General features: G+C 69.6%; 11 protein-coding genes. 3 read left to right on the forward strand and 8 right to left on the reverse strand.

Annotated features, from left to right (window positions below; translation table 11 throughout):
- Nucleotides 1–67: 67 nt before the first annotated feature.
- Nucleotides 68–1,834, reverse strand: coding sequence for a proteasome ATPase (gene arc, locus ABZ464_RS12575; protein ID WP_359274890.1), 1,767 nt, complete (start codon nt 1,832–1,834; stop codon nt 68–70).
- A gap of 243 nt (nt 1,835–2,077) precedes the next feature.
- Between arc and ABZ464_RS12580 the strand changes: the two genes are divergently transcribed.
- Nucleotides 2,078–2,383 carry a ferredoxin gene (locus ABZ464_RS12580; protein ID WP_359274892.1) on the forward strand — a complete coding sequence of 102 codons (306 nt, stop codon included), beginning with the start codon at nt 2,078–2,080 and terminating at the stop codon, nt 2,381–2,383.
- Nucleotides 2,384–2,441: 58 nt separating this feature from the next.
- Here ABZ464_RS12580 and ABZ464_RS12585 read toward each other — a convergent pair whose 3' ends face one another.
- The 3 genes from ABZ464_RS12585 to ABZ464_RS12595 all read right to left on the reverse strand — a co-directional run bounded on the left by ABZ464_RS12585 (nt 2,442) and on the right by ABZ464_RS12595 (nt 6,014).
- On the reverse strand, nt 2,442–3,026 hold the full coding sequence (locus tag ABZ464_RS12585) for a hypothetical protein (RefSeq protein WP_359274895.1): 585 nt from the start codon (nt 3,024–3,026) through the stop codon (nt 2,442–2,444).
- Nucleotides 3,027–3,233: 207 nt separating this feature from the next.
- Entirely contained in the window at nt 3,234–4,136 is a 903-nt protein-coding gene (locus tag ABZ464_RS12590; protein WP_340382011.1) for a tRNA (adenine-N1)-methyltransferase, read from the reverse strand.
- 54 nt (nt 4,137–4,190) lie between these two features.
- Nucleotides 4,191–6,014, reverse strand: coding sequence for a site-2 protease family protein (locus tag ABZ464_RS12595; protein ID WP_359274897.1), 1,824 nt, complete (start codon nt 6,012–6,014; stop codon nt 4,191–4,193).
- Between the two features lie 592 nt (nt 6,015–6,606).
- On the opposite strand from ABZ464_RS12595, the gene ABZ464_RS12600 reads away from it, so the two are divergent.
- The gene (locus ABZ464_RS12600; RefSeq protein WP_359275031.1) at nt 6,607–7,515 is read left to right on the forward strand and encodes a RecB family exonuclease; all 909 of its coding nucleotides are present in this window, start codon (nt 6,607–6,609) and stop codon (nt 7,513–7,515) included.
- 14 nt (nt 7,516–7,529) lie between these two features.
- Nucleotides 7,530–8,204 carry a response regulator transcription factor gene (locus tag ABZ464_RS12605; RefSeq protein WP_359274901.1) on the forward strand — a complete coding sequence of 225 codons (675 nt, stop codon included), beginning with the start codon at nt 7,530–7,532 and terminating at the stop codon, nt 8,202–8,204.
- A gap of 68 nt (nt 8,205–8,272) precedes the next feature.
- On the opposite strand, the gene ABZ464_RS12610 is transcribed toward ABZ464_RS12605, so the two are convergent.
- The 4 genes from ABZ464_RS12610 to metH form a co-directional block, all read right to left on the reverse strand.
- Nucleotides 8,273–9,853, reverse strand: a complete 1,581-nt coding sequence (locus ABZ464_RS12610; RefSeq protein WP_359274903.1) for an ABC transporter substrate-binding protein — start codon at nt 9,851–9,853, stop codon at nt 8,273–8,275.
- A gap of 90 nt (nt 9,854–9,943) precedes the next feature.
- Nucleotides 9,944–11,551 (reverse strand): ABC transporter substrate-binding protein, encoded by a 1,608-nt coding sequence (locus ABZ464_RS12615; RefSeq protein ID WP_359274905.1) that lies wholly within the window; start codon nt 11,549–11,551, stop codon nt 9,944–9,946.
- A 494-nt stretch (nt 11,552–12,045) separates the two neighbouring features.
- Nucleotides 12,046–12,741, reverse strand: coding sequence for an HAD family phosphatase (locus tag ABZ464_RS12620; RefSeq protein ID WP_359274908.1), 696 nt, complete (start codon nt 12,739–12,741; stop codon nt 12,046–12,048).
- A gap of 110 nt (nt 12,742–12,851) precedes the next feature.
- Complete coding sequence (gene metH / locus ABZ464_RS12625) at nt 12,852–16,367, reverse strand: methionine synthase (protein ID WP_359274911.1); 3,516 nt, start codon at nt 16,365–16,367, stop codon at nt 12,852–12,854.
- Nucleotides 16,368–16,712 lie beyond the last annotated feature (345 nt).

Genomic DNA, 16,712 nt, shown 5'->3' on the forward strand with positions numbered 1-16,712 from the left:
CAGCCGTGGCCTGAAAAGCAGTCGGCTGCGGGTACCCGTGGAGGGCACCCGCAGCCGCCCTGTTCTTTTACAGGTACTGTCCGGTGTTCGCCACCGTGTCGATGGAGCGTCCGGTGTCCGCGCCCTGCTTTCCGGTGATGAGGGTACGGATGTAGACGATCCGTTCGCCCTTCTTTCCGGAGATCCGGGCCCAGTCGTCGGGGTTGGTGGTGTTGGGCAGGTCCTCGTTCTCCTTGAACTCGTCCACGCAGGCCTGGAGGAGGTGGGAGACGCGGAGGCCCTTCTGGTTCTTTTCGAGGAAGTCCTTGATCGCCATCTTCTTGGCGCGGCCCACGATGTTTTCGATCATGGCGCCGGAGTTGAAGTCCTTGAAGTAGAGGACTTCCTTGTCGCCGTTGGCGTAGGTGACTTCCAGGAAGCGGTTTTCCTCGGATTCGGCGTACATGTGTTCCACTGCCGTCTGGATCATGCTCTGGACGGTGGTGGTCTTGTCGTTTCCGTGTTCGCCGACGTCGTCGGAGTGCAGCGGAAGGCGTTCGGTGAGGTACTTGCCGAAGATGTCCTTGGCCGCTTCGGCGTCCGGGCGCTCGATCTTGATCTTCACGTCGAGGCGGCCGGGGCGCAGGATGGCGGGGTCGATCATGTCCTCGCGGTTGGAGGCGCCGATGACGACCACGTTCTGCAGGCCCTCGACGCCGTCGATCTCGGCGAGGAGCTGGGGGACGATGGTGTTCTCCACGTCCGAGCTGACGCCGGAGCCGCGGGTGCGGAAGAGGGATTCCATCTCGTCGAAGAAGACGATGACAGGGGTGCCCTCGCTGGCCTTCTCGCGGGCTCGCTGGAAGACGAGGCGGATCTGGCGCTCGGTCTCACCGACGTACTTGTTCAGGAGCTCGGGGCCCTTGATGTTGAGGAAGAAGCTCTTGCCGGCGGCCACTCCGGTCACCTCGGCGACCTTCTTGGCCAGCGAGTTGGCGACGGCCTTGGCGATGAGCGTCTTGCCGCATCCGGGGGGCCCGTAGAGGAGCACACCCTTGGGCGGGCGCAGTTCGTGCTCCTTGAACAGGTCGGGGTAGAGGTACGGGAGCTCGACGGCGTCCCGGATGGCCTCGATCTGGCCGCCGAGGCCGCCGATCTGCTCGTACCCGATGTCGGGGACCTCTTCGAGGACGAGTTCCTCGACCTCGCTCTTGGGGACGATCTCGTAGACGTAGCCGGAGCGGGGTTCGAGCAGGAGGGCGTCGCCGGGGCGGATGGTGACGTCCAACAGCGGCTCGGCGAGCCTGACCACCCGTTCCTCGTCGGTGTGCCCGACGACCAGGGCGCGCTCGCCGTCCTCGAGGATCTCCTTGAGGGTGACGATGTCCCCGACCCGCTCGAATTCCATGGCCTCGACCACGTTGAGCGCTTCGTTGAGCATCAGTTCCTGGCCGCGTCGGAGCTCGTCGAGCTCGACGCTGGGGCTGACGTTCACGCGGAGTTTGCGGCCTCCGGTGAAGATGTCGGCCGTGCCGTCCTCGTTCGCCACGAGGAAGACGCCGAAGCCGGCCGGGGGCTGTGCGAGCCGGTCGACTTCTTCCTTGAGGGCCACGATCTGGTCGCGGGCCTCACGGAGCGTGTTCGCGAGTCGCTCGTTCTGTGCGGACACGCCGGCCAGGTTGGTCTGCAGCTCGACGATCCGCTCTTCGAGAATCCTCGTGTGTCGCGGAGAGTCGGCGAGCTTGCGGCGCAGGACGGCGATCTCCTGCTCAAGGTAGGCAATCTGCCCGGACGGGTCGTCGGACCCTCGTCCCGGGCGGATGCCGCGGTTCATGTCGTCGTCGTGGGCTGCCACGGTCCTCACCTCCTCCAAGGGGAGCTGGACGCTTCCAGACCCTACCTGGGCGGGTGTCGATTGAAACCCCTAGATCACAAAGACTGTCGGGGTGTGTCCGATCTTCACCCTTGCGCTCTCCCTCACGCCAGGGGAATACCCACCGAACATGATTGGGAAGCGGGCGGGGGTAGGGTCGAAGTGTTCAACACCCGTCAGAGCCTGCATCGTTCCCGTACGGCTCGGCACTAAACGGCAGGAGAGATGAGCGTGCAGCAGGAGGCCGGTGTCGGCGCGGAGACGCTGGAGGTCTGGATCGACCAGGATCTCTGTACCGGTGACGGCATCTGCGCGCAGTACGCGCCGGAGGTGTTCGAGCTGGACATCGACGGGCTGGCGTATGTGAAGAGTGCGCAGGACGAGCTGCTGCAGGCCAAGGGGGCGACGGTGCCGGTGCCGTTGCCGCTGTTGACGGACGTGGTGGACTCGGTGCGGGAGTGTCCGGGCGAGTGCATTCATGTACGTCGCGTTTCGGACAGGGTCGAGGTGTACGGCCCGGACGCGGAGTGACCGTTCAGGTACGGGCCGTGAGGGTTGTCTGATTTCTCACAGGGCGTACTGGCCTGATTCAGACGCTGTGGGCGCCGGCGGGTGTCGAGCGGATGAACCTGTCGTCCTTCCATTGCCACTTGACGCTGTCCTTGAGGTCGGGGCAGCAACTGGGCACGTCCGCCGAGGAGTAGCCGAGGAGGGTGGCGAGGACGGCACCGTCGGTGACGGTGAGGGTGGTGACGTTGGTGCGGTCCTTGGGGTCGACGAGGGTGGCGACCACGCGCGCGTGGGTGCTGCCCGCGGCCTGGGCAAGGACGTAGACACCGTCGGGCGGGGTGCCCATGGGGGCGTCGCAGTGGACGGCGGCGACGGTTTCGGGCCTGCCGTCGCCGTCGAGGTCTCCGTCGGCCTTCCGCATGACGATCGGCTTGACCGTGGGGCCGCAGTCGAGGGGGAAGTCGACGCCGGTGGTGGCGGGGGCGGTGGCCGAGGGGGCGGGGGTGGTGCCGCTGTGCGGCGGGGAGGCCTGGGCTGCCGTCGCGGGTCCGGGCTGGAGGATCGAGGAGAGGGCCACGACGCCGGCCACCGCGGTGGCGGTGGCGACCCAGTGGATGGGCCGGGTGTGGGTGTGTGCCAATTCCGGGACGGCGGGTTGCTGCACTAGGAGCGTCTCCTGGGGTGGCTGTGCCGGTGGAGGTGGGGGGTGGCCAGCATCGTGCCACACGTCACAGGGCGGCGGAACGGCGGGGTGCGGGATGCCGAACGGCAATGGTGCGGGGTCAAGGTGAGGGCGCCGTGGCCGAGTTCCCGGATGGTTGCGGGAACTCGGCCACGGCGCCCTGTCGTTGTCCGTGGTGCGAAGGCCGGGTCAGCGGCCGTTGCCTCCGTCGGCGTTGGGGCCGGCGTAGTCCTCGCCGTAGGCGCCCTTGGCGGGGCGGCGGCGGCGCATGGGCGGCTCGACGCCGTCGGCGAGGCGGCGGGCGGTGAGCAGGAAGCCGGTGTGGCCGATCATGCGGTGGTCGGGGCGGACGGCGAGGCCCTCGATGTGCCAGTTGCGGATCATCGTCTCCCAGGCGGTCGGCTCGTTGAAGCAGCCGATCTCGCGGATGGACTCGACGGTCCGGGCGAGCTGGGTGGTGGTGGCGACGTAGCAGCAGAGGATGCCGCCGGGGACGAGGGCCTTGGAGACGGCCTCGAGGCACTCCCAGGGGGCGAGCATGTCGAGGATGACGCGGTCGACGTCGGTGTCGCTCAGGTTGTCCTGCAGGTCGCCGACGGTGAGCTGCCAGGCGGGGTGGGGGCCGCCGAAGTAGCGCTCGACGTTCTGTCGGGCGATGTCGGCGAAGTCCTCGCGGCGCTCGTAGGAGTGCAGCATGCCCTGGTCGCCGATGGCGCGCAGCAGGAAGCTGCTGAGCGAGCCGGAGCCGACGCCGGCTTCGACGACGCGGGCGCCGGGGAAGATGTCGGCGAAGGCGAGGATCTGCCCCGCGTCCTTCGGGTAGACGACGGCTGCCCCGCGGGGCATGGACAGGACGTAGTCGGGGAGCAGGGGGCGCAGCGCGAGGTAGGCGACGTTACCGGTGGTGCGGACAACGCTGCCCTCGGGAGCGCCGATCAGCTCGTCGTGCGGGAAGGAACCCTTGTGGGTGTGGAAGTTCTTCCCGTCCTCGAGCGTGAACGTGTAGTGGCGGCCCTTGGGGTCGGTCAGCTGAACCTGGTCCCCGACCTTGAAGGGCCCGCGCCTGCGGGCGGCACCGGTCGGTTCGGACATGTGAACAGCCTACCGGCGTTTGGCGGGGCCGCCGACCACGGGTGGGAGGGTGCTCTAGGAGGGGCGGGCCATGGCTTTGACGAAGGCGCGTTCGACGTCGGCGGCGGACAGGACGCCGTAGATCTCGCCGGTCTCCTCGACGACGAGGTATTCGGTGGCCGGGGTCGCCCGCAGGACGTCCAGGAGGTCCTCCCCCGCGAGTTCGGCGGAGACGCGCATGCCGTCGGTGAGGTCCTGGGCGAGGCCGCTGACGGCGACCCAGGGGCGGCGGTGTTCGGGGACGCCGACGATGGCGGCCTCGCGCACGAGGGAGAGGGGTTCGCCGTGGGCGTCGACGACGACGAGGGCGCGGGCGCCGGCGGCGTTGGCGCGGCGCAGGGCCTCGGAGAGGGGGGTGTCGGTCTCGACGGGTACGGCGCGGCGGGTGAGGGTGCGGGCGCGCAGTTCCGGGAGGTGTTCCCTGAGCCGGGCCATGCGCAGGCTGTTGCCGGCGCCGGTCCAGATGATCGCGGCGAGGATGGCGGCGAGCAGGGCGTCGGTGACGGTGTCCATGCCGACGCTGTCCTCGGCGCTGGAGCCGAGGGCACCGGACTGGGTGAGCAGGGGGAGGCCGATGAGGACGGAGACGGCGAGGGCGCGGCCGACCCAGGCGGCGGCGATGGTGCCGGTCATGGGTTTGCCGGTGATCTTCCAGACGACGGCGCGGAGCATGCGGCCGCCGTCGAGGGGGAGGCCGGGGAGGAGGTTGAAGACGGCCACGATGAGGTTGGAGATCATCAGGCCGGCGAGGAGGACGCCGGGGACGGTGCCGGGTTCGACGGGCTGCATGGCGGCGTAGAAGACGCCGGCGAGGACGAGGGAGAGCAGGGGGCCGACGAAGGCGAGCCAGAACTCGCGGCCGGGGGTCTCGGCTTCCTTCTCGATCTCGGAGACGCCGCCGAAGAACTGGAGCTGGATGCGGCGGACGGGGAGTTTGAAGCGGAGGGCGGCGATGGTGTGGGCGAGTTCGTGGATGAGGACGGAGGCGTAGAAGGCGACCGCGAAGAAGAGGGAGACCAGGTAGCGGGCGGCGCCGAGTTCGGGCAGGACGCGGTCGAGCTGTCCGCCGAACACCCAGGTGATCAGGGCGGCGACGAGGAACCAGCTGGGCGCCACGTAGACGGGCACGCCGAAGGGCCGCCCCATGAGCAGTCCGCCTCGGGGCTGCTCCGGGGGCCGCTGGGGCGGGGGGCCCTTGATGCCGACGGGGGCGGGGGGCTGGGCGGCGCCGGAGTCGTGGGCGTGCGCGTGGGCGTGGGCCCGGACGTGGTCGCTGTTCTGGGTGGGGTGCGGGGGTGCGGGGGTTGTGGGGGGTACGTCGTGGGAGGCGGGCTCGTCGCCGGGGGCGGCGGCGCGTGCGTCGTGGCCGGCGCCTCCCGCGTCGGGGCTCTGCGGCGCGGGCGCGGCGGGCGGCTCGGTGGGCGCGGAGGCCGAGGGCGGGGCGGCGGTGGGTGGGGCGTCGGTGGTGGGGGCGGCGGTGAGTGGGGCGTCGGTGGTGGGTGCGTCGGTGGTGGGTGCGTCGGTGGTCGGAGCGGCGGCGGGTGGGGCGTCGGCGGTCGGGGTGTCCGGCGACTCCGCGTCGCCCGTCCGCTCGGCGGAGGGTTGCTCCCCCTCCGCTCGCCCGTTCGAAGGCTGTGCTTCCGGCGCCGACGCGTCGGAGGGCGGCTCGGCTCCGCTCCTCTGCCCCTCGGACGGGGCCGGTGCGGGCTCCGTGGGAGGCGTGGAAGGGGCCGGGCCCTCGGGCTCCGGGGCGGTGGCCTGGGGGGCTGGTGTGACGGGGTGCTCGGCCGACTCTTCGTTGTCCGGCCGCGGCCGCCCGCTCCCGCCGCTTTCCACCACGATGTCCCCTCGTTCGAAGCGTCTCCCGCTCCTGCCGGGCGGAAGGGTCTGTGACCGATGGTATGCGGCCGTCGTGACGCGTTCCGCCCCGGCACCCCCCGTGTTTCCCCGCTCGTCGCCGGGTGGGCGGGCCGGGGCTGGGTGACTGTCAGTGGCGGGCCGTATGGTCTGAGGCATGGACAGCAGCAGCGAGGGCGCCGGCGGGGCGGGCGTCGAGGGCGGGGACGCGGAGGAGTCGGCCCGGGCGGAGGCGAGCGCCGAGGCCGGACCGGAGGTGGGGGCGGGGGTGGCCGCGCCGGAGGCCGGGGCGGGGGCCGGGCTTGCGTCCGGCGGGGGCGAGGCAGCCAGGACGTCCGGCAGAAGCACCGCGACCGACGGGCCCGAACCGGTCGCGGGGGTCGGCGCGTCCGAAGCGGGCACGCCAGCCGAGGTGTCCCACAGTGACGCGGCGACCGACGGGCCCGAACCGGCGCCGGGAGCCAGCGCGTCCGATGCGGGCACGCCGGCCACGGTGTCCGGCAATGACGCGGCGGCCGACGGGCCCGAAGCTGTTGCCGGCCCGGCCCTCTCGGGCCAGGGCGCATCGGGCCTCGTGCCCTCGCCCTCGCCCTCGCCCGAAGCTGCGCCCGCACCCGTACCGGTCAGGCCCGCCGTGGCGCCGGCCTCCCTGTCGCCCTCTCGGGCCGGGGACTTCATGCAGTGTCCGTTGTTGTACCGGTTCCGGGTGATTGACCGGTTGCCGGAGAAGCCGAGTCCGGCGGCGACCAAGGGCACGCTGGTGCACGCGGTGCTGGAGCGGTTGTTCGACGCGCCGGCGGCGGAGCGGACGGCGCCGCGGGCGAAGGCGTTGATTCCGGGGCAGTGGGACCGGTTGCGTCAGACGCGGCCGGAGGTGGTGGAGCTGTTCGCCGACGATCCGGACGGTGTGCGGATGGCGGGTTGGCTGGCCGAGGCGGAGGCGCTGGTGGAGCGCTGGTTCACGCTGGAGGATCCGACGCGTCTGGAGCCCGCGGAGCGGGAGCTGTTCGTGGAGGCGGAGCTGGAGTCGGGGCTCAGGCTGCGCGGGATCATCGACCGGGTCGACGTGGCGCCCACCGGCGAGGTGCGGATCGTTGACTACAAGACGGGCAAGGCGCCGCGCGCGGAGTACGCGGACGGCGCGTTGTTCCAGATGAAGTTCTACGCGCTGGTGGTGTGGCGGCTGAAGAACGTGCTGCCGAGGCGGCTCCAGCTGGTCTACCTCGGGAGCGGGGATGTGCTGACCTACGATCCCGATCTCGCCGATCTGGAGCGGGTGGAGCGTCGGCTGCTGGCGCTGTGGGAGGCGATCCGGGAGGCGACCGAGACGGGTGAGTGGCGGCCACGGCCGACGAAGCTGTGCGGCTGGTGCGATCACCAGGCGCACTGTCCGGAGTTCGGCGGTACTCCCCCGCCGTACCCGCTGCCGGTGAGGGCGGCGGCGTCCGGTGACACCGAGCAGGGCAGAATGGGGCCGGACTAGCGAAGGAGACTCACGTGGCCATCCGCGTCCTACTGGTCGACGACCAGCCGCTGCTGCGTACCGGCTTCCGGATGATCCTGGAGGCGGAGCAGGACCTCGCGGTCGTCGGTGAGGCCGGAGACGGTCTGCAGGCCCTGGACCAGGTGCGGGCGTTGCAGCCCGATGTGGTGCTCATGGACATCCGGATGCCGCGGATGGACGGGGTTGAGGCGACCCGGCAGATCACCGGACCGGGGCGGGACGGGCCGGCGAAGGTGCTGGTGCTGACGACGTTCGACCTCGACGAGTACGTGGTGGAGGCGTTGCGGGCGGGGGCCAGTGGGTTCCTGCTGAAGGACGCGCCCGCCCATGAACTGGTGCAGGCGATCCGGGTGGTGGCGGCGGGTGAGGCGATGCTGGCGCCGAGCATCACGCGCCGGCTGCTGGACAAGTACGCCACGCATCTGCCGTCGGGCGACGAGCCGGTGCCGGACACGCTGCACACGCTGACGGACCGTGAGGTGGAGGTGCTGAAGCTGGTGGCGCGGGGGTTGTCGAACGCGGAGATCGCGGCCGATCTGTTCGTCAGTGAGACCACGGTGAAGACGCATGTGGGGCATGTGCTGACGAAGCTGGGGCTGCGCGACCGGGTGCAGGCCGCGGTGTACGCGTACGAGAGCGGTCTGGTGCGGCCCGGCGCGCAGCAGTAGGGCGCGAGGGTACGACGTGAAGGGCGCCCCTGCCGAGCGGGGGCGCCCTTCGTCGTGTCTGCCGGGGGTCAGCCCTTGCTGAGTTCCCAGAAGCGGAACACGGTGGAGGCGTCGAGGCAGTTCTCGAGGCCGTAGACGTTCTCGCCGACGACGGCGTACTGCTTGGCCTGCCAGATCGGGAGGACGGGGAGTTCCTCGGCGACGATGTCCTGGAGGGTGGAGTAGTCGGCGTCGGTGGCGGTGCGGTCGCTCTGGGCGGCGGTGCGCGGGATGAGCGTGCCGGTGATGGTCTTGTTGGTGTAGTTGTTGGCGAGGACGTTGCCGTCGCCGAAGAAGGGCGCGGTGAAGTTGTCGGCGTCGGGGAAGTCGGGGACCCAGCCCTTGACGTAGACGCCGTACTTGCCGTCGGCGATGTCCTTCTCGTACTGGTCGAAGGGGACGGACTTGACGTCGGCGTCGAAGAGGCCGCTGGCGTTGAGCTGGGCGGCGACGGTCTTGAGTTCCTGGTCGGTGGCGGGGCCGTAGCGGGACGGGGTGGACCAGAGGGTGAGTTTCACCTTCCCGGTGATGCCCTCGTCCTGGAGTGCGGCGGCGGCCTTGGCCCGGGAGGGGCGGGCGCCGTAGCGGTCGAAGAAGGCGGTGTTGTGGCCCGCTATGCCGGCCGGGATGATCGAGTAGAGCGGGTCGGCGGTGCCTTCGTAGACGTCCCTGATGAGGGCTTCGCGGTCGATGAGGTAGGCGATGGCCCGGCGGACGCCGAGTTTTCCGGTGACGGGGTCGGCGGTGTTGAAGACGAGGTGCTGGACCTCGGCGCTGCTGCCTTCGACCACCTCGGCGCCCTCGCCGGTGCCGGCGTCGATGTCGGCGATGTCGGCGGCGGTGAGGCCGCGGTAGGCGATGTCGATGTCGCCGTCGAGGAGGGCCTTCTTGAGGGCCTTCTGGTCGCCGCCGAAGAACTTGAGGGTGACGCCCTTGTTCTGAGGGTCGCCCGCGGTGCCGCGGTAGTTCTCGTTGACGGAGAAGACGGCCTGGTCCTCGTCGAAGGAGTCGAGGGTGTAGGGGCCGGAGCCGACGGCGCCGCCGTCCTTGCGCAGGCCGTCGGCGTCGTACTTCCTGTGGTCGACGATGGAGCCGGCGCCGGAGGCGAGCTTGCTGGGGAAGGTGGCGTCGGGGACCTTCAGGGTGAAGACGACGGTCTTGGCGTCCGGTGTCGCGACCTTGTCGAGCATCGGGAACATGACGGCGGGGCCGTTGTCGTCGTTGATCTTCAGCATGCGGTCGAAGGAGAACTTGACGTCCTCGGAGGTGAGGTCGTCACCGTTGGAGAACTTCAGGCCGTCCTTGAGGGTGCAGCGGTAGACCTTGGTCTGCCGGTCCGTGAAGGAGCATTCCTTCGCCGCGTCGGGCTCGGGTTCGGTGCCGCCCTTGGGGAAGCTGAGCAACGACTGGAAGACGTTGTTGAACAGCATCCAGGATCCGGGGTCGTAGCCGGAGGCCGGGTCCGTGGCGAGGACGTCGTCCGACATCCCGAGCACCACGGTGGAGCCGTCGCCGTCCGAGCCCCCGGTCTGGGTGCCGCAGCCGGTCAACATGCCGGAGGCCAGTCCCGCCACGATGGGCAGGACCGGCCACTGGTTACGGATATTCACGAAATACCTTGTCGTCTGGTCCCGTCACACCGGGGCACCGTCCCGGGCCCCGGCCGCGAACGAACGTATCACTCGACCGGAAGGGTTCCCTCAGTTGCTCACGCCTCGGCCGAGTTCCCACAGCTGGAGCGTGGCGGAGGAGTTGAGGACGTACGCGGTGCCGGTGATGTCGGTGTTGGCGGCGATGTACTGCTTGCCCTGCCACAGCGGGAGGATCGGGACGTCGTCGGCGACGATGTCCTGGATCTCGGTGAGGCTCTTGCCGGCGCTGACGCGGTCGGCCTCCCGGCGGGACTGCGGGATCAGGTTGTTGATGATGTCGCTGTTGCTGTACGGGGAGTTGAGGGTGTTGTCCTTGTCCAGGAACGGCGCGAGGAAGTTGTCCGCGTCGGGGAAGTCGGGGAACCAGCCCATGCCGTAGACGGCGTACTTGCCCTTGCGCTCGGCGGGGGCGAAGGTGTCCCAGGCGGTGCCCTTGATGGTGACGTCGAACAGGCCGCTGTCGTTGAGCTGCTTCTTCAGCAGCTCGAACTCCTGCTTGGTGGCCGGACCGTAGTGGTCGGTCGTGTAGTTCAGCGTGAGCTTCACCGGGGTGGTGATGTCGGCGGCGGCGAGCAGGGCCTTGGCCTTGGTGACGCTCGGGTCGCTGTACTTGTTGAAGAAGGCGTTGGAGTGTCCGGTGACGGAGGCCGGGACGAGCGAGTAGAGGGCTTCGGCCTGGGAGCCGTAGACCTGGGAGACCAACTCGTTGCGGTTGATGACCTGGGCCATCGCCTGGCGCACGGCCTTGGTCTTCACGACGGGGGCGTCCGTGTTGAAGGCCAGGTAGCGGATCTCGAGGCCGGCGAGCTCGACCATGTCGATGTCGCTGTCGGCGGAGGCCTCGGAGAGCTTCTTGATCTGCTCCGGGGACATGGTGCGGGTCATCAGGTCGATGTCGCCCTTTTCGAGGGCGGTGTCCATGGCGTCGGCGTCGTCGTAGGAGACCATGTCGACCTCGTCGCTGTTCACCTTCAGCGTCCCCTTGTAGGTGGGGTTCTTGGTGAACACGGCCTTGGTGATGGCGTCGCCGTCGGTCTCGGCCTTCAGGGTGTACGGGCCGGAGCCGTCGACCTCGAAGCCGTCGCGGAGCTTGTCCTTCTCGTAGTCGTCGGGGTTGACGATGCCGGCGACAGGGGTCGACAGCTTGTACGGGAAGGTGGCGTCGGCGGTCTTGAGGTGGAAGATGACTTCGTTGTCACCCTGCGTCTCGACGGTGTCGATGGTGGACAGCAGGGCGAAGACACCGGTGTCGGCCTTGATGGCGCGGGCGCGGTCGATGGAGAACTTGACGTCCGCGGCGGTGATGGCGTCGCCGTTGGCGAACTTCAGGCCGTCACGGAGCTTGCAGGCGTAGCGTTCGTTGCCGCTGTCGGTGAATCCGCAGGACTGCGCCGCCTCGGGGACGGGGTCGCCGTCGCCCTTGGGCACGATCATCAGGGTCTGCACGGTCTGGCGCAGGATGTTCCAGGTGCCGACGTCGTAGGCGTAGGCGGGGTCGAGCGGTGCGGGCTCGGCCTTCGTGGCGGTGAACCGGTCGGTGGTGCCCACGACGATGGCGTCGCCGCCGCCGCTCCCGCTGTCGGCCCCGCCGCAGGCGGCGAGTACGGGCGCGAGCAGACCGACCACGGCCGGCAGCACCAAAGTCTTGCGGTTCATGCTCGAGTTTCTCCAGAGCTGTCGGTCCGTGTACCCGGCATGCAAGGTTGTCGCAGCGGATCACGGGGATAGGGGTGATGTTCCGCGACGAGATTAGTCCGGACCGGCACGAGGGTTCGCCGCGACCGGAGTTGAAAGCCCATCACGCAGCGAAACCGTATGCGAACGCATTGAAAAATCACGAGCGGAACGATCGGCGCAGCTGTCCATCAATCGGGACACAAAGGCGCGGCAGAACACCCCTTACACGGCGTCCGGGCACAGAGGGGACCCCCCGTCGGCCGCGCCTGACGTGGGGAAGGTCACACCGTCAACAGTCTGCGCCGGTCCGAAATTCAACCGTTACCGAAGATCGGAATTCCGCCGTGCGATTCCCCCGTGCGCACATCCGCCGAATTACTTGCTATCGGCGGTGCACGCTCGGTGAACGAGTGCTGCGAATTCCGTCATCGAGCGGATCACCCATGATCGCGGCGGTGATCATCGGAGCGGAGTCACAGGGGCATCAGACCGCGGAGAAAAGGCAGGTCGACCTGTTCCAGCGAGGTCACCACGGTGCGCCGGGCGGCGGCGGTGATCGGGGCCACGGAGGGCACCGCCACCACATGGCAGCCCGCCGCCTCCGCCGAGGCGACCCCGGTCGCGGTGTCCTCGACGACGGCACACCGGGCGGGGTCCACGCCGAGGCCGGCGGCCGCGAAGAGGTACGGCTCGGGGTGCGGCTTGGTGCGGGCGACCTCGTCGCCGGCGACGGTCAGCGCGAAGTGCTGGGGGCCGAGCGAGGCCAGGACGCGGTCGATGATGCGGCGGTGGGAGGCGGAGACGAGGGCCGTGGGGATCTCGTGCTCCGCGAGCTCGGCCAGCAGCCGGGCGGCTCCCGGCATCAGGGGCAGGGCGCGGGTGATGCGGTCCTCGAAGCCCTCGTTGAGCAGGACGGAGAGTTCGGCGAGGGTGATGTCGGCCCCGGTCGCCTCGATCAGGAACCCGCCGCTGCGGCTCATGGGGCCGCCGACCACGACATGGCGCCAGGCGTCGTCGAGGGCGTGGCCGAGGCCGGCGAAGATCTCCACCTCGACGTCCCACCAGAAGCCCTCGGTGTCCACCAGGGTGCCGTCCATGTCGAGGAGCACCGCCTGGAGTGCCGAGCCTTCGGCCGTACGGGTCAGGGGCGCGGGAACCGTGCTGGTCATCCACATACCTCCTTTGAGGGACGAGCAGGCCGGTTCCCGCTGGGGAACCGGCCTGCAGTGGACCGACCAGTGTACGACTTATCGGATCAGTGTGCTCAGTGACACGGGTGTCACCGTGCGTTGAAGTACTTCGCCTCGGGGTGGTGGATGACGATGGCGTCCGTGGACTGCTCGGGGTGGAGCTGGAACTCCTCGGACAGGTGGACGCCGATCCGCTCGGGCTTCAGCAGGTCGGCGATCTTCGCGCGGTCCTCCAGGTCGGGGCAGGCGCCGTAGCCGAGGGAGAAGCGGGCGCCCCGGTACTTCAGGGAGAACATGTCCTCCATCTCGGCGGGGTCCTCGCCGGCGAAGCCGAGTTCGGAGCGCACGCGCGCGTGCCAGTACTCGGCGAGGGCCTCGGCGAGCTGGACGGACAGGCCGTGCAGCTCGAGGTAGTCGCGGTAGGAGTTGGACGCGAAGAGCTTGGCGGTCTCCTCGCCGATGCGGGAGCCGACGGTGACGACCTGGAGGCCGACGACGTCGGTCTCCCCCGATTCCTGGGGGCGGAAGAAGTCCGCGAGGCACAGGCGGCGGCCGCGGCGCTGGCGCGGGAAGGTGAAGCGCTTGGTCTCGTTGCCGTGCTCGTCCAGGATGATCAGGTCGTCGTCCTTGGACACGCAGGGGAAGTAGCCGTACACGACGGCGGCCTCGAGGAGGTTCTCCGTCTGGAGCCGGTCCAGCAGGCCGCGCAGACGCGGGCGGCCCTCGGTCTCGACGAGTTCCTCGTAGGTCGGTCCGTCGCCGGTGCGGGCCTGCTTGAGGCCCCACTGGCCCTTGAAGAGGGCGCCCTCGTCCAGCCAGGTGGCGTACTCCTTGAGCTGGATGCCCTTGATGACGCGGGTGCCCCAGAACGGCGGCTCGGGGACGCGGTTGTCGGTGGCGACGTCGGAGCGGACGTGGCCCTCCTCGGGGCGTTCCTCGACGGCCACGGCGGCGCCGGCGCGGACGCGGCGCTGCTTGAGCTCGGGCAGCTTGGCGCCGGGGACGCCGCGCTTGACGCCGATGAGGGCGTCCATGAGGTGCAGCCCCTCGAAGGCGTCGCGGGCGTAGCGGACCTCGCCCTGGTAGATCTCGTGCAGGTCCTGTTCGACGTAGGCGCGGGTGAGGGCGGCGCCGCCGAGGATGACCGGGTAGTTCGCCGCCAGGCCGCGCTGGTTGAGCTCCTCCAGGTTCTCCTTCATGATCACCGTGGACTTGACCAGGAGGCCGGACATGCCGATGACGTCGGCGCGGTGCTCCTGGGCGGCGTCGAGGATCGCGGAGACGGGCTGCTTGATGCCGAGGTTGACGACGTTGTAGCCGTTGTTGGACAGGATGATGTCGACGAGGTTCTTGCCGATGTCGTGGACGTCTCCGCGGACGGTGGCCAGCACGATGGTGCCCTTGCCGTCGGCGTCGGACTTCTCCATGTGCGGTTCGAGGTGGGCGACGGCCGCCTTCATGACTTCGGCGGACTGCAGGACGAACGGCAGCTGCATCTGGCCGGAGCCGAAGAGCTCGCCGACGACCTTCATGCCGTCGAGGAGGGTCTCGTTGACGATGTCGAGGGCGGGCCGGTCTTCGAGGGCGGTGTCGAGGTCGGCCTCCAGGCCGTTCTTCTCGCCGTCGATGATGCGCCGCTTGAGGCGCTCCTCCAGCGGCAGGGCGGCGAGTTCCTCGGCCTTGCCGGCCTTGAGGGACTTGGCGGTGGCGCCCTCGAAGAGCTGCATGAGCTTCTGGAGGGGGTCGTAGCCCTCGCTGCGGCGGTCGTGGATCAGGTCGAGGGCCGTTCGGACCTCTTCCTCGCTGAAGCGCGCGATGGGCAGGATCTTGGAGGCGTGGACGATGGCGGAGTCCAGGCCCGCCTTGACGCACTCGTCGAGGAAGACGGAGTTCAGCAGGATGCGGGCGGCCGGGTTGAGTCCGAAGGAGATGTTGGACAGGCCCAGGGTGGTCTGGACGTCCGGGTGGCGGCGCTTGAGCTCGCGGATCGCCTCGATGGTGGCGACGCCGTCCTTACGGGACTCCTCCTGACCGGTGCAGATGGTGAAGGTCAGGGTGTCGATGAGGATGTCCGACTCCTGGATGCCCCAGTTCCCGGTGAGGTCGTCGATCAGCCGTTCGGCGATCTCGACCTTCTTCTCGGGGGTGCGGGCCTGGCCCTCCTCGTCGATGGTGAGGGCGATCAGCGCGGCGCCGTGCTCCTGGGCCAGCCGGGTGACGCGCGCGAACCGCGACTCGGGTCCGTCGCCGTCCTCGTAGTTCACGGAGTTGATCACCGCGCGGCCGCCGAGCTTCTCCAGGCCGGCCTGGATGACGGGCACCTCGGTGGAGTCCAGGACGATCGGCAGGGTGGAGGCGGTGGCGAAGCGGCCGGCGAGTTCCTCCATGTCGGCGACGCCGTCGCGGCCCACGTAGTCCACGCACAGGTCGAGCATGTGCGCGCCCTCGCGGATCTGCTCGCGGGCCATCTCGACGCAGTCGTCCCAGCGGGCCTCCAGCATCGCCTCGCGGAACTTCTTGGAGCCGTTGGCGTTGGTGCGCTCACCGATCGCCAGGTACGAGGTGTCCTGGCGGAAGGGGACCGTCTGGTAGAGGGAGGCGGCACCGGGCTCGGGGCGCGGGTCGCGCTCGACGGGTGTGGCGCCCTGGACGCGCTCCACGAGCTGCCTGAGGTGCTCGGGCGTGGTGCCGCAGCAACCGCCGATGAGATTCAGGCCGTAGTCGCGTACGAAGTTCTCCTGGGCGTCGGCCAGGCCCTCGGGGTCGAGCGGGAAGTGGGCGCCGTCCTTGGTGAGGATGGGCAGACCGGCGTTCGGCATGCACAGCAGGGGGGTGCGCGAGTGCCGGGCGAGGTAGCGCAGATGCTCGCTCATCTCGGCGGGGCCGGTGGAACAGTTCAGGCCGATCATGTCGATGCCGAGGGGTTCCAGCGCGGTCAGCGCGGCGCCGATCTCGGAGCCCAGCAGCATGGTGCCGGTGGTCTCGAAGGCCATGGAGACCAGCAGGGGGACCTCTGCGCCGGTGGCCTCCATGGCGCGCTTGGCGCCGAGGATGGAGGACTTGGTCTGCAGGAGGTCCTGGGTGGTCTCGACGATCAGGGCGTCGGCGCCGCCGGCGAGCAGGCCCTCGGCGTTGGCCTGGAAGCCGTCGCGCAGGGTTCCGTAGCCGATGTGGCCGAGGGTGGGCAGCTTGGTGCCGGGGCCGATCGAGCCGAGGACCCAGCGCTGCCGGCCGTCGCGGGCACCGAAGGCGTCGGCGGTCTCGCGGGCGATGCGGGCGCCCGCCTCGGACAGTTCGAACACGCGGTCGGCGATGTCGTACTCGGCCGCCGCCGTGTGGTTTGCGCCGAACGTGTTGGTCTCGACGCAGTCGACACCCGCGTCGAAGTAGGCCTCGTGGACCGAACGGACGATGTCGGGCCGGGTGAGGTTGAGGATCTCGTTGCAGCCCTCGAGGTTCTCGAAGTCCTCGAGCGTGGGCTCCTGGGCCTGGAGCATGGTGCCCATGGCCCCGTCGGCCACCACCACACGGGTGGCCAGGGCCTGGCGGAGCTCGGACACACGGGTCCGGCTGTCGGCGGAAGGGGTCGGCGGCACAGAGGCCATGGAAGGGCTCCCTCGGATGCGACGGCTGTCGGCTTTGCGTGACCTCAGGATGCGGGCCGTACGGCTTCCCGAGGAGTGCGCACGCCGTCAGGGTAGCCGGGTCGGGGGCCGTATGGTCAGGGCGTCCACGGGACGGACGGGGACGGAGGGGGACGTCGGTCGTGCCGGTGCTCGCGTGCGGGGCCGGTCACCGCCACACTGCCGCCACGCCACCACGAGGGGTCGGGCGGCGTAACAGGTGTTGACCGACCATTAGCGGGAGGTCGGCATGGACCGGTAGTGTTCGACATTGCCGAACGACGGTACTTGCGTGCCGCTCGTGGACGGCGAAGGGGACGGAGGCAG

This window comes from Streptomyces sp. NPDC005820 (genome assembly GCF_040630255.1).
In the GTDB taxonomy this organism is placed as follows: Bacteria; Actinomycetota; Actinomycetes; order Streptomycetales; family Streptomycetaceae; genus Streptomyces.

What these genes read in the sequence shown, in the direction of transcription:
- ABZ464_RS12590 (WP_340382011.1), bottom strand. Translation starts at nt 4,136, where the DNA reads ATGTCCGAACCGACCGGTGCCGCCCGCAGGCGCGGGCCCTTCAAGGTC.
- ABZ464_RS12620 (WP_359274908.1), bottom strand. Translation starts at nt 12,741, where the DNA reads ATGACCAGCACGGTTCCCGCGCCCCTGACCCGTACGGCCGAAGGCTCG.
- ABZ464_RS12580 (WP_359274892.1), top strand. Translation starts at nt 2,078, where the DNA reads ATGAGCGTGCAGCAGGAGGCCGGTGTCGGCGCGGAGACGCTGGAGGTC.
- ABZ464_RS12615 (WP_359274905.1), bottom strand. Translation starts at nt 11,551, where the DNA reads ATGAACCGCAAGACTTTGGTGCTGCCGGCCGTGGTCGGTCTGCTCGCG.
- metH (WP_359274911.1), bottom strand. Translation starts at nt 16,367, where the DNA reads ATGGCCTCTGTGCCGCCGACCCCTTCCGCCGACAGCCGGACCCGTGTG.